The organism is Polynucleobacter sp. UK-FUSCHL-C3, from assembly GCF_040409815.1.
Taxonomy (GTDB): domain Bacteria; phylum Pseudomonadota; class Gammaproteobacteria; order Burkholderiales; family Burkholderiaceae; genus Polynucleobacter.
In genome coordinates this window covers 156185-168886 of the sequence record NZ_CP099959.1, presented here as the reverse complement: position 1 = coordinate 168886, position 12702 = coordinate 156185, and the positions used below count along the sequence as shown (strand labels likewise).

Annotated in this window: 12 protein-coding genes; 2 read left to right on the top strand and 10 right to left on the bottom strand. The window is 46.0% G+C overall.

Annotated elements, in window-relative coordinates:
* The first annotated feature begins 12 nt into the window (after nucleotides 1–12).
* Entirely contained in the window at nucleotides 13–765 is a 753-nt protein-coding gene (gene zapD, locus NKE59_RS00915) for a cell division protein ZapD (protein WP_353438998.1), read from the top strand.
* A gap of 10 nt (nucleotides 766–775) precedes the next feature.
* Here the strand turns inward: zapD and mutT are convergent, their stop codons facing one another.
* From mutT to secA, 4 genes are read right to left on the bottom strand one after another with little or no spacing between them, the layout of a single operon-like run.
* Nucleotides 776–1201: an 8-oxo-dGTP diphosphatase MutT gene (gene mutT / locus NKE59_RS00910; protein ID WP_353438997.1), complete on the bottom strand. Its 426-nt coding sequence runs from the start codon at nucleotides 1199–1201 to the stop codon at nucleotides 776–778.
* Nucleotides 1202–1204: 3 nt separating this feature from the next.
* Nucleotides 1205–2077: an ATP-binding protein gene (locus tag NKE59_RS00905; protein WP_353438996.1), complete on the bottom strand. Its 873-nt coding sequence runs from the start codon at nucleotides 2075–2077 to the stop codon at nucleotides 1205–1207.
* A 40-nt stretch (nucleotides 2078–2117) separates the two neighbouring features.
* Nucleotides 2118–3344: a bifunctional glutamate N-acetyltransferase/amino-acid acetyltransferase ArgJ gene (gene argJ / locus NKE59_RS00900; RefSeq protein ID WP_353438995.1), complete on the bottom strand. Its 1227-nt coding sequence runs from the start codon at nucleotides 3342–3344 to the stop codon at nucleotides 2118–2120.
* 27 nt (nucleotides 3345–3371) lie between these two features.
* Complete coding sequence (gene secA / locus NKE59_RS00895) at nucleotides 3372–6131, bottom strand: preprotein translocase subunit SecA (RefSeq protein WP_353438994.1); 2760 nt, start codon at nucleotides 6129–6131, stop codon at nucleotides 3372–3374.
* Nucleotides 6132–6186: 55 nt separating this feature from the next.
* Between secA and NKE59_RS00890 the strand changes: the two genes are divergently transcribed.
* On the top strand, nucleotides 6187–6666 hold the full coding sequence (locus NKE59_RS00890) for a hypothetical protein (RefSeq protein WP_353438993.1): 480 nt from the start codon (nucleotides 6187–6189) through the stop codon (nucleotides 6664–6666).
* On the opposite strand, the gene lpxC is transcribed toward NKE59_RS00890, so the two are convergent.
* The 6 genes from lpxC to NKE59_RS00860 form a co-directional block, all read right to left on the bottom strand.
* Nucleotides 6656–7570, bottom strand: coding sequence for a UDP-3-O-acyl-N-acetylglucosamine deacetylase (gene lpxC, locus NKE59_RS00885; RefSeq protein ID WP_353438992.1), 915 nt, complete (start codon nucleotides 7568–7570; stop codon nucleotides 6656–6658). The two genes, NKE59_RS00890 and lpxC, sit on opposite strands and share 11 nt — an antisense overlap.
* A 23-nt stretch (nucleotides 7571–7593) precedes the next feature.
* Nucleotides 7594–8094, bottom strand: coding sequence for a peroxiredoxin (locus NKE59_RS00880; RefSeq protein WP_353438991.1), 501 nt, complete (start codon nucleotides 8092–8094; stop codon nucleotides 7594–7596).
* A 112-nt stretch (nucleotides 8095–8206) separates the two neighbouring features.
* A complete protein-coding gene (gene ftsZ, locus NKE59_RS00875) occupies nucleotides 8207–9508 on the bottom strand; it encodes a cell division protein FtsZ (RefSeq protein ID WP_353438989.1) in 1302 nt (433 codons plus the stop codon).
* 66 nt (nucleotides 9509–9574) lie between these two features.
* On the bottom strand, nucleotides 9575–10804 hold the full coding sequence (gene ftsA, locus NKE59_RS00870) for a cell division protein FtsA (RefSeq protein ID WP_353438988.1): 1230 nt from the start codon (nucleotides 10802–10804) through the stop codon (nucleotides 9575–9577).
* Nucleotides 10801–11706, bottom strand: coding sequence for a cell division protein FtsQ/DivIB (locus NKE59_RS00865; protein ID WP_353438987.1), 906 nt, complete (start codon nucleotides 11704–11706; stop codon nucleotides 10801–10803). Before NKE59_RS00865 ends, ftsA begins: the two co-directional genes overlap by 4 nt.
* The gene (locus NKE59_RS00860; RefSeq protein WP_353439873.1) at nucleotides 11703–12683 is read right to left on the bottom strand and encodes a D-alanine--D-alanine ligase; all 981 of its coding nucleotides are present in this window, start codon (nucleotides 12681–12683) and stop codon (nucleotides 11703–11705) included. The genes NKE59_RS00865 and NKE59_RS00860 overlap by 4 nt, the downstream gene beginning before the upstream one ends.
* Nucleotides 12684–12702 lie beyond the last annotated feature (19 nt).

Genomic DNA, 12702 nt, shown 5'->3' with positions numbered 1-12702 from the left:
AAATAATAGCCTGTGATCATTTACGAATACCCCTTTAACGAACTGGTGCGAAGCATGCTTCGCCTTGAGTATTTATTCGATCGCTTTAATCACTTTGCCAGGTCTGATGATGCGGAGCTGCATCACAATGCGCTCATCACTTTGTTTGAGCTTGGGGATATTAGTGCGCGGGGCGATATTAAAGCTCTTTTATTAAAAGAATTCGAACGCCAAAAATTTAGCTTAAATGGTCTCAAATCATCTAAAGAGGTAGATCAAGATAAGCTATTAGCAACCCTTGGTGAGCTTGAGCATGCTGCTACACAAGTTAATAGCTCGGTTATCAAGCCTAATGCAATCATTGCCGACAATGAGTGGCTTAATGCAATTCGTACGCGCTTACACACTCCAGGGGGCACAAGCCCGATTGATCTACCCGGATTTTATGCATGGCGCCACAGTCCAGTGACATCCCGTCGCGAGCTGCTTCAGAAATTTATTTATCCAATGCTGCCTTGGCAAGAATCTTGTCACTTATTTTTACGTCTGCTGCGTGAGTCTGGAGAAAGTAGAGAGGTTCTTGCGCACAAAGGATCTTTTCAACAAGCGCCTTCTGGCAAGGTCTATCAGTTAATGCGTATTACCTTAGAGGATCCTTCGCTCTTTGCAGAAATCAGTGCCAACAAATACTTATTATCGATTCGTCTTCTCAAGTGCGACCGTGATCAAAAGCCCACGCTGATCAATGAAGATATTCCGTTTAAGTTAACACTCTGCCATTTCTAAATTATTTCGTTTATAAATAATTCTGCAAATACTCAATAATCGGCCATGCGGCTGGAAGGACTGGGTCAACAGTCAATTTTGAGTGGAATACGGACTGCCAAGATAGCGCCTGATTCTCTAAGCCAGCAGGCTCACCTTGCCATTGCTGCACTAAACATACGTGTAACCGTACGTATGCGTGTGGATAATCATGCTCTAGAGTGATCAACTCAGAAAAGTGGGAAGGATTGAGGGAGATTGCTATCCCCAGCTCCTCCTTAAGCTCACGATGCAGCGCCAATGCAACAGACTCGCCAGCCTCTAATTTGCCACCTGGAAACTCCCAATACCCAGCATAGGGTTTCCCTTCTGGGCGCTTTCCCATCAAGACCTCTTTGCCCTCTTTCAGCAGAATCCCGACGGCGACCTCAACAATAGGTCGTGACTGAACTGTCATTTGTTAGTCTTGTTTACCTGAGGAGTGTGACCCAGCCCAGTGTTTTGCAAATTGCCAAGCAACGCGTCCTGAGCGAGACCCGCGCTCAAGAGCCCACACCAAAGCTTCTGAACGAGCAGCCTCAATTTCTTTAGAGGTGAGTCCAAAATGAGACAGCCAATGGGAGACAATCGCTAAATACTCTTCTTGGCGGGGAGGGTAAAACGATAGCCATAAACCAAATCGTTCTGATAGAGATATTTTCTCCTCAACAACCTCGCCCGGATGGATCTCGCCATCATCGGTATGAACATAAGACTCGTTATCCCTCATATATTCTGGTAACAAATGGCGTCGATTCGAGGTAGCATAAATTAAGACGTTATCCACTTGAGCTGAGATTGAGCCATCCAAAGCGGACTTCATCGCTTTGTAGCCTGATTCACCATCCTCAAAAGAGAGATCATCACAAAATACGATAAATCGTTCGGGACGTACTGCCAGTAATTCAGTGATGTCTGGGAGGTCTGCCAAATAATCTTTATCAACCTCAAGAAGCCGCAAACCTTGATTGGCGAACTGATTTAAGCAGGCCTTAATCAAAGAGGATTTACCAGTACCTCGAGCACCGGTCAGAAGAATATTATTGGCAGGCTTTTTATCAACAAAATGCTGAGTATTTTCAATAATCGCATCTCGCTGGCGATCAATGTGCTTAAGATCATCAAACGATATATCCGATAGATGCTTAACGGGTTTTAAAAAACCAATACTGCCAAAAATACTATCTCGTCTATGCCATCGAAACGCCTTCGAATTTTTCCAATCCTGATCAGTCAGTGGTTTTGGTAAAAATGTTTCGAGGTGATCGAGGAGGCGATTTAATTTATCATTCACCGTAAATAGCCTTATTATTCAGTAATAAATATTTTGATGGTTATGATCGATAGTCTGCATTGATTGAAACGTACTCATGCGAAAGGTCGCAGGTCCAAACCGTCTCCTCGACATTTCCACGACCTAAATCAACTGTAACGCTAATCTCCGACTGTTTCATTACAGCCTGACCATCCGCCTCCTTGTAATCTGGATTGCGCCCCCCGTCTTTTGCAACCCAGACATCCCCTAGCCAAAGTTGAACCTTGGAACTATCTAAGTCGCCCACACCCGCATAACCAATGGCTGCTAAGATTCGGCCCAAGTTTGGATCGCTTGCAAAAAAAGCGGTTTTTACTAGTGGTGAGTGCGCAATTGATTTAGCAATGCGCTTGCACTCCACACTATCTTTGCCACCCTTAACTCGGATAGTTATAAATTTTGTAGCGCCCTCTCCATCGCGAACAATCATCTGAGCCAATTGACGAGAGAGGGTAATTAAACCCTCCCTAAATGCGGCATATGCTGGGTCTGATTTACTCTGAATACTCACTGTCGATTGTCCAGTTGCCATCACAATGAAGGAGTCATTGGTTGAGGTATCACCGTCGATCGTAATCGCATTAAACGATAAATCGGCTGCCTCGCGAGTAAGATCCTGAAGTAAATCTGAATTGATATTTACATCGGTACCAATGAAGCCGAGCATCGTTGCCATATTAGGCTGAATCATGCCGGCGCCTTTAGATATTCCGGTCATGACGATCGGTCCAGCGGAAGTTTGAATAGTGAGTGATGCGGCTTTGGGCTGAGTATCGGTGGTCATGATGGCTTCAGCCGCTGAATACCAATCATCCTCTTTGAGTGCAGAGATTGCCTTAGGTATTGCGATAATAATTTTCTCTACGGGTAAGGGCTCAAGAATGACCCCCGTTGAAAAGGGCAAGATTTGCTCAGGGCTAACGTCTAAGGCATTAGCTAACGCATCGCAAGTTTGTTGTGCTCGACGCAAGCCCTCTTCGCCCGTGCCTGCATTGGCATTGCCCGTATTAATAATCAAGGCCTCAATAGGGTTACGCTCTAATAAGTGAGCCCTACAAAGCTGAACTGGGGCAGCACAGAAACGGTTTTGAGTAAATACTCCAGAAACACTCGACCCAGGTACTAAACGGATTACTAATATATCTTTGCGGTTTGCTCGCTTAATACCCGCTTCGGCAATACCAAGCTTCAAACCAGCAATTGGCTTGAGCTCATCCTTGTTGGGGAGTGGAAGGTTAACTGCCATAGGTAAATTAGAATGGCAAACTAGAAATTAAGCAATTTTTCCGTGGCAATGCTTGTATTTCTTACCGCTTCCACAATGACATGGATCATTACGGCCTGTCTTGGGCCCTTCCCGAAGTGGGGCTACAGTAATTTCATGCTCTACTTGCTCGACTGGAATGGTCTCACCGCTCTCTATATGATGGTGCTTAAATTGCAGATCTTTTACTTGACCCAAGTCTTCGGTAATGGTTTCAGTGGCCTGATCTAGCTCAGTAGCATTTTTGATCTGAACTGTAAATACGGTTTTAATGACATCATTCTTAATGACATCCAATAACTCAGCATAGAGCTCAAAGGCCTCGCGGCGGTACTCTTGTTTAGGGTCTTTCTGAGCGTATCCACGCAAATGAATCCCTTGGCGTAGACGATCTAATGCTGCAAGATGCTCGCGCCAGTGACTATCAAGACTATAGAGCATTACGGAACGTTCAAAACTAGCGAAAGACTCACGGCCGGTTAGATCTTCTTTTGCCTGGTAATTTTTCTTGGCGGCCTCAATTACCTTAGCTAGGATCTCTTCATCCTCAACTGAATCAGCTTCGGTGATCCACTTTTGTAAATCAAGTTGAATACCCCATTCGTTTACAAGCAGATTTTCTAAACCGGGAATATCCCACTGCTCTTCCATTGACTCAACAGGGGCATAATTACGAACGATCGTTGTAAAGACATCTTCGCATAAATTAGCAATCAAATCGCCAATATCTTTGCTCTCCAGGACTTCATTACGGAGGCGATAGGTCTCCTTGCGCTGATCATTCGCAACGTCGTCATACTCTAACAACTGCTTACGAATATCAAAGTTACGACCTTCTACTTTGCGTTGTGCAGACTCAATTGAACGAGTTACCATGCCCGCCTCAATTGGCTCACCCTCTGGCATCTTGAGGCGATCCATCACAGCCCGCAACCGATCACCCGCAAATATGCGTAGCAGCGGATCATCTAAAGAAAGATAGAAGCGGGATGAGCCCGGATCGCCCTGGCGTCCAGCGCGTCCACGGAGCTGATTATCAATGCGCCGACTTTCATGACGCTCTGTACCAATAATATGTAAACCGCCTGCATTAACAACTGTTTCATGCAGACCCTGCCATTCATCTTTAAGTTTCTGAATCCGTTTGGCTTTGTCTGCAGCCTCAACAGAATCATCTGCTTCAATCAAGATCGATTGACGCTCTACATTTCCACCCAAAACAATATCGGTACCACGACCAGCCATATTGGTTGCAATCGTGATCATCTTGGGCCTGCCTGCTTGGGCAATAATTTCAGCTTCACGAGCATGTTGCTTAGCATTTAAGACCTGATGTGAAAGCTTTTCTTTATCCAATAACTTTGAAATAAGTTCAGAGTTTTCAATCGAGGTGGTGCCAACCAATACAGGCTGACCTCTTTCACTACATTCTTTAATGTCCTTAATCACTGCGCCATAGCGCTCGGGGGAGGTCTTGTATATTTGGTCTTGGCGATCCAGGCGCTGGCTGGGTCGGTTTGGCGGAATCACAACTGTCTCTAAGCCATAGATCTCTTTAAACTCATAGGCTTCTGTGTCTGCCGTACCAGTCATCCCTGCAAGCTTTTGATACATTCGGAAGTAGTTCTGAAATGTAATCGTCGCTAAGGTCTGATTTTCATTCTGGATGCCAACTTTTTCTTTGGCCTCTACCGCTTGATGCAAACCATCTGACCAACGACGTCCTTGCATTAGGCGACCCGTGAACTCGTCCACGATAATGACCTCTCCGCCCTGAACTACATAGTGCTGATCGCGGTGATACAAGCAATGTGCACGCAAAGCAGCATAGAGGTGATGCATCAAATTAATATTTTGAGGAGCGTATAAAGAATCACCCTCTTTGAGCAAACTCATCTGAGTAAGAACCTGCTCCGCTTTTTCATGGCCACGCTCGGTTAGATAAACCTGTTGTGACTTCTCATCCACCCAGTAATCGCCTGGTTTTATTACCCCAGAGCCATCTGATTTCTCTTCCCCAACCTGAGGATCAAGATAGCTCGGTAAAGCATTGATCTTTACATAAAGTTCAGTATGGTCTTCTGCTTGTCCAGAGATAATTAATGGGGTCCGCGCCTCATCAATTAAGATGGAATCGACTTCATCCACAATAGCGTAAGACAAGCTTCGCTGAACTCTTTGGTCAATATCCTGCACCATGTTATCGCGCAAGTAGTCAAAGCCAAACTCATTGTTAGTGCCGTAGGTAATATCAGATGCGTAAGCCTTTTGTTTCGCCTCATGATCCATCTGCGATAAATTAGTGCCAACGCTCAGTCCTAAAAAGTTATAAAGCTTAGCCATCCACTCTGCATCGCGCTCTGCTAAATAGTCGTTTACGGTCACCACATGAACGCCCTTACCGGATAGGGCATTTAGATACACTGCCAGGGTAGCAGTTAGTGTTTTACCCTCACCCGTTCCCATCTCGGCTATCTTGCCCTGATGGAGAGCTAATGCGCCCATGATCTGGACATCAAAGTGACGCATTTTCATAACGCGCACACTCGCTTCACGAACGGCCGCAAATGCCTCAGGAGCTAAATCATCAAGTGATTCTCCTACAGCAACCCGGTCCTTAAATTCCGTCGTTTTGGCTTGCAAGGCGAGGTCATCTAAGGCCTGAAAGCTAGCCTCTAAGGAATTCACCTTAGTAACTACCTTTCGGTATTGTTTTAAGAGGCGGTCATTGCTGCTGCCGACCAGTGTTTTAATAAGACCAAGTACCATAAGGAATATGAAAAAATTTTAGCCTCTGAGTTTATCACCCGCGAGCCCCCATTTGATGAATAAGCCCATACTTAAGTCTGCCCGCCCTTTGTTAGACTGCCTCCAGGAAGAGCAGGGCTTACAAAAGCTAATGGAACAGGCTAAAAGGCATGAAAACCGGACTTCTCAAGTTCAAAATGCCCTAAAAAAGCTTGGATTTGGGCAATTGGCTCCCCAAATCATGGTGGAATGTAAATTGGAGAACCCAGAGGAGCTTTTTTTACTTGTCTCAAGCCCAGCGATTAGTGCCCGCTTACAACAAATAATGCCCAGCCTGATTAAAGAGCTCAGCCAAGACAGGTGGGTCCTTAGGAGTATCAAAGTAAAAGTTCGGCCTAGACAATCCTTGCCGCAAACCGAGGAAGGGATCGATCCTCCACCCTTTAGTGGTGCCGCAACCCTTGCATGGCAATCCCTCTATGATCGTTTATCGCCCAACTCCAGTATTCGGGAAGCGGTCGCACAACTCCTAAACGGTCGCAAAACTAGACTATAGCCGGATCGGCAGTTTGTAAATAGGCGGCAGGCGCCTTACGATCGCTAAAGGTCTCAATGGAATAAGCACTGACATCTTCTAAGAGCTTTCGCAAGAGACTGTTGTTCAAAGCATGTCCTGACTTATCAGCCGTGTAGGCGCCAACAATGGGATACCCTGCTAAATAAAGATCGCCAATTGCATCTAATATTTTGTGGCGCACAAACTCATCGTCATAGCGCAACTCTTCATTATTTAAAATACGATGCTCATCAAGCACAATCGCATTATCGAGACTACCACCGCGAGCTAAACCAATTTCACGCAACGCCTCTACTTCATGTGCAAAACCAAAGGTGCGGGCTCGTCCAATTTCACTCCGATAAGCATGTTCAGCAAAGTCAACCATACAGTGCTGTCCTGTTTTATCGACCGCAGGGTGCTTAAAGTCAATCGTAAAGTCTAACTTAAAGCCAAAGAATGGTTCCAAGCGTGCTAATTTATTGCCTTCACGTACCTCAACCGTTTTCTGAATGACCATAAACTTACGAGGCGCATCTTGTTCCACAATTCCAGCAGACTCAATCAAAAACAAGAATGAAGCAGCGCTTCCATCCATGATCGGCACTTCCTCAGCATCGACCTCAATCAGTAAATTATCTAGACCAAGCCCAGAGCAGGCTGATAATAAATGTTCCACCGTTGAAACCTTAACCCCATCTTTTTGAATGACGGAAGCAAGTCGCGTATCGCAAACAGCCAAAGCATGAGCGGGGATATGAACCGTCTGAGGTAAATCAACCCGAACAAACTGAATTCCAAAGTTGACTGGTGCGGGATTGATCGTCAGGGTTGATTTACGTCCAGAGTGCAAGCCAATACCAACGGTCTTAATTGGTTTTGCTAAGGTTTTTTGCTTAAGCATATTGGCCTGACTCTCTTCAATACTTAGAGATGCTTTAGGGCGCTCGCTGCGTCACTGACTTCAAACTTACCAGGGCCCTCTACAGCAAGATGCTTGACGATGCCATCGTCAATGATCATTACATAACGCTGTGAGCGCACGCCAAAACCACGAGCGGTCAGATCAAATTCCATACCTAATTTTTTAGTGAACTCTGCACTACCATCACCAAACATACGTACTTTTTTACCAACCTTCAGATCGCGTCCCCAAGCACCCATCACAAATGGATCATTCACAGAGATACACCAAATCTCATCGACTCCCTTGGCCTTAATATCATCAAAATGCTCAACATAACCAGGAACATGCTTTGCTGAACAGGTCGGCGTAAATGCGCCTGGCAGTGCAAATACGACGATCTTCTTACCAGCTGTTAACTTTTCAACTTCAAACGAATTAGGTCCCAAGGAACAGCCATCGCGCTCTTCATCAAAAAACTCATTGAGGGTGGCGTTGGGTAATTTTTGTCCGACTGCAATCATGTGATCTCCATATCAATAGTGGTTTTGGGCTGCTAATACAGGCGCTGGATTCGTCGTCCGGAGGGGCGACTATATTAGCAATCCTCGAACTCACTATTGTATGGTCAATTCATTAGTCTGCTTGCTTCCTTAAAAAGGCAGGTATTTCATAGTAATCCGCCCCCTTTTCTAACATGGCTTTGGCCTGTGGGGAGCTATCCGCACCTAAGCTGGGGGGCACTGCATCCCGCGAGTTTCTGAAAACTTTTGGAATATCAAATTGTCCATAATCAACTGCTGGATTTACTGGTGCAGGCTGTCCTGTAACCATAGTCGTGGGCGCGCTAGTGACTGAGTGGCTCATCGCAGCAGCTGGGCTCATCGGTGCAAAATCACCCAATGTGGTCATAGTGGGGCTTGCATCATTAGTACCGGTTGCTTGACGCCAAATGAGCTGAGGCTGATCCTTTTGCGTTGTTTGAGAACCATTTAAACCGGTTGCAACTACAGTAACGCGGAGCGCATCACCTAAGCTATCGTCATAAACAGTTCCAAAAATAACTGTTGCATCCTCTGCAGCATATCCACGAATCGCAGCCATTACTTCACGGGTCTCTGACAACTTCAAGGAACGACTTGCTGTAATGTTTACCAATACTCCACGTGCACCCGAAAGATCGACCCCTTCTAATAGCGGCGATGCAACTGCAGCCTCGGCTGCTAAACGAGCACGATCCATTCCCGATACTGTTGCAGTTCCCATCATGGCCTTACCCTGCTCGCTCATTACAGTCTTCACATCTTCAAAGTCTACGTTGATTAAACCTTGCTCATTAATGATTTCTGCAATGCCTGATACTGCGTTATGCAATACATCGTCTGCGCAAGCAAACGCTTTATCAAATTCGGCATCTTCTCCCATTACCTCAAATAACTTTTCATTGAGAACCACAATGAGTGAGTCAACATGCTTTTCAAGCTCATGCGAGCCAAGCTCCGCTACTTTCAAACGCTTGGCACCTTCAAAGTCAAATGGCTTACTAATCACGCCAACGGTCAAGATACCCATCTCTTTAGCAACTTGGGCAACGATGGGCGCAGCGCCGGTTCCAGTACCGCCGCCCATCCCAGCCGTGATAAAGACCATATGAGCCCCTTGCAATACATCGGCAATGCGGGCACGCGCTTGTTCAGCCGCTGCCGCACCAACTTCTGGCTTGGCTCCCGCCCCTAAGCCAGTCTCCCCCAATTGCAGATTTACTTTAGCTTGTGAGCGTTGCAAAGCTCCAGCATCGGTGTTCATACAAATGAAGTCCACTCCATTAACGCTTCGACGGATCATATGCTGAACAGCATTGCCCCCAGCCCCTCCGACCCCAACCACTTTAATAATGGTCTTGCCGGCTATTTCTTGTTCTACCATTTCAAATTCCATAACACCCTCCTTGTATAAATCAGCTTTCCCCTATGGATTGCCGATTGACGACGACGAAAAAAACCTCTAAAAATTACCTGTAAACCACTCTTTCATGCGGGATACAACCCCCTGAAAATTTCCTCCTTGAAGCGAACGACGCCCACGCATCAGCTGCGCCTGGCCTTCCATTAACAAACCCAAACCGGTTGAGTAGCGCGGGCTACGCAATACCTCGTGAAGGTGTCCTCGATACTCTGGACTACCGATGCGTGCGTGCTTCAAAAAAACCTGTTCTGCTAGCTCTACCATTCCGGGCATCATGGATGTACCCCCCGTCAAGACAATTCCGGACGAAACCATATCTTCATAACCAGATTCGCGCACAATATTTCGGACCAATGTGAAGAGCTCTTCCACGCGCGGCTCAATCACGGCTGCTAGGGCTTGTTTTGACATTGGACGCGGCTCACGATCGCCTACTCCTGGAACATCAATCATGGCTGTAACGTCTGCTAACTCTTGCTTTGCAACCCCATGATGAATCTTCAAATCCTCTGCTTCAATGGTTGGAGTACGCAAAGCCATTGCAATGTCATTGGTAATTTGGTCGCCTGCAATTGGAATTACGGCAGTATGTCGAATCGATCCTTGGCTATAAATTGCAATATCGGTAGTTCCACCACCAATATCAATCAGAACAACCCCAAGCTCTTTCTCATCATCTGTTAATACTGCCAAACTAGAAGCAAGCGGTTGCAAAATGAGGTCATTTACTTCTAAGCCACAACGTCTTACGCATTTCACAATATTTTGCGCTGCACTAACTGCGCCGGTCACAATATGAACCTTAACCTCTAGACGGAGACCGCTCATACCAATAGGCTCACGTACATCCTCTTGACCATCAATAATGAACTCTTGAATAAGGATATGAAGGATCTGTTGATCGGTCGGTATATTGATCGCCTTAGCCGTTTCTAAAACACGCTCTACGTCTCCAGCTCCCACTTCCTTATCCCGGATTGCAACCATACCGCTTGAGTTAAAGCTCACGATATGATTACCTGCAATACCAGTAAAAACCTGAATGATGCGGCGATCCGACATCAACTCTGCTTCTTCCAATGCTTTCTGAATCGACTGAACCGTTGCCTCGATATTTACAACGACACCCTTCTTTAAGCCTTTCGAGGATGTTTGACCCAAACCCAATACATTGAATTGACCCTCTGGGCTCAACTCAGCAACCAAGGCCACCACCTTGGATGTACCAATATCTAAACCAACCAATAAGTCTCGGTTGTCTTTGCTCATTTCAATTCCTCACTGCGTTGATCATCGTGATTTACAAAAGCAATTAATTGCTCTGTACGGTTTTCTACCTTGATACTGGGCGGAATAGTCTTAACAGGTGCGCCAACAATGCGTACTGCAAATCCATTCGGATATCGCAAATCAACCGCATCGACCCGACTTGGCCACTTTTGCTGTACCTGCGGCCAATATTGAATTAACTGAGCAACCCGCTGCTCCAATACTCCTTTGGCCTGCTCTTCCTCGCGACCAAACTCAATTCGAACGCCGTTACTCAACTTGATATGCCAGGCATAACGATCCGAGAGAGCTAACGATTTCACTTCTGCATCCCAAGGCTTAAACCATGCGCTTGACTTTTGGTAAAGCCGTAAGACCTCTTTACTGGAGCCATCTGGTCCACTGAGCTCAACCAAAGAAGTGTTCTCATCAAGCTCGGTGATCGATCCAGCAAATACCTCACCGTACACATTCATTAATTTTTGTTGCTCTGCTTTACCCCAAACCGCTAATGGCTTTTGCTCCTCAATACTGACCACTAAACCATTGGGCCAAGCGCGACGTACACTGGCTTGTCTGACCCATGGCAAAGCTTCAAAGGCTTTCTTAACATCCTGCAAATGCACACTAAAAAAGTTTCCTTGTACCTTATCCAATACTTGGCTGCGAACCATTGCTAATTGGACATGCTGTAAATCTTTATCGCCTGCAGACTCAATCTGTACATGACGTAAGGTAAATACTGGCTGCTGACTAATCCACAGCAAGACCGATACCAGAACAACCAGAACAAAGAAGCGCATTAGCCAACGACTAATTTCAGCCATCCGCTCTGGGTAGTTCCAAACAGGCCCTGCTGCCATTACGCATAACTCAGAGAGCCGATTCATCAAGGTACTCATAAGCTCGCTCCTTTAATCTTTTCAGGAACACTCTTTAGAGTCTGGATCAAAATCCAAAGTACTAAATCGGCATAGGAAACTCCTGCCGCCATTGCGGACATCGGTACCAAGGAGTGCGATGTCATACCTGGAGAAGTATTCATTTCTATGAGATAGGGCTCCAGTTGATGTGCTTCATCCAGCATCACATCAGCCCTACCCCAAGTACGACAACCTAAAGCACGGTAGGATGCCACGGCTAATTCTTGAACCCGCGCCTCAATCCTGGGATCTAAGTCGGTTGGACATAAATATTTTGTTTCATCGGAGAAATATTTATGATGAAAGTCATATCCTGCTGGTGGCGGCATGATCCGAATAACCGGTAGGGCCTGAGCGGTATCGCCCTCGCCTACAATTGGACAAGTTAACTCAGGCCCAATAATGCATTGCTCTGCGAGTACGCATCTATCTAAACGAGCTGCTAATGCATAGGCCTTAGGCAAATCGTCAACATGCGCTACTTTACTGAGTCCCAATGAAGAACCCTCATGGGCCGGCTTGACGATGATTGGTAATCCAAGTTTATGAACAACTTGCGACCAATTACTTTGTTCTGTTAATACCTCAAAGCGAGGATTTTGTAATTGATTGCTAATCCAAATGCGTTTAGTAGCAACCTTATCGATAGCGAGCGCTGATGCCAATACACCGCTACCGGTATAAGGAATACCAAATAGCTCTAAAAGCCCCTGAATAGTGCCATCTTCACCATAACGACCATGCAAGGTAATGAACGCTCGATCAAAATTCTCTGCTGCAATTTCTGCAGGATGCCGCAAGCCTGGATCAAATGAGTGCGCATCGATACCCTTCTCTAGTAAAGCCTTTAAGACCCCATTGCCGGATAGAAGTGATATCTCGCGCTCTGCTGAGCGTCCTCCCATGAGAACCGCAACACGTCCTAATTGTTTGGGATCTATAGCAGCCAGATCCATGGCTACTTGTTGGCTCCAG

Excerpts from the sequence above, each read along its gene's own strand:
- ftsZ (WP_353438989.1), bottom strand. The coding sequence starts at position 9,508 with ATGGAATTTGAAATGGTAGAACAAGAAATAGCCGGCAAGACCATTATT.
- NKE59_RS00880 (WP_353438991.1), bottom strand. The coding sequence starts at position 8,094 with ATGATTGCAGTCGGACAAAAATTACCCAACGCCACCCTCAATGAGTTT.
- mutT (WP_353438997.1), bottom strand. The coding sequence starts at position 1,201 with ATGACAGTTCAGTCACGACCTATTGTTGAGGTCGCCGTCGGGATTCTG.
- argJ (WP_353438995.1), bottom strand. The coding sequence starts at position 3,344 with ATGGCAGTTAACCTTCCACTCCCCAACAAGGATGAGCTCAAGCCAATT.
- NKE59_RS00890 (WP_353438993.1), top strand. The coding sequence starts at position 6,187 with ATGAATAAGCCCATACTTAAGTCTGCCCGCCCTTTGTTAGACTGCCTC.
- NKE59_RS00860 (WP_353439873.1), bottom strand. The coding sequence starts at position 12,683 with ATGGATCTGGCTGCTATAGATCCCAAACAATTAGGACGTGTTGCGGTT.
- ftsA (WP_353438988.1), bottom strand. The coding sequence starts at position 10,804 with ATGAGCAAAGACAACCGAGACTTATTGGTTGGTTTAGATATTGGTACA.
- lpxC (WP_353438992.1), bottom strand. The coding sequence starts at position 7,570 with ATGCTTAAGCAAAAAACCTTAGCAAAACCAATTAAGACCGTTGGTATT.
- secA (WP_353438994.1), bottom strand. The coding sequence starts at position 6,131 with ATGGTACTTGGTCTTATTAAAACACTGGTCGGCAGCAGCAATGACCGC.
- NKE59_RS00865 (WP_353438987.1), bottom strand. The coding sequence starts at position 11,706 with ATGAGTACCTTGATGAATCGGCTCTCTGAGTTATGCGTAATGGCAGCA.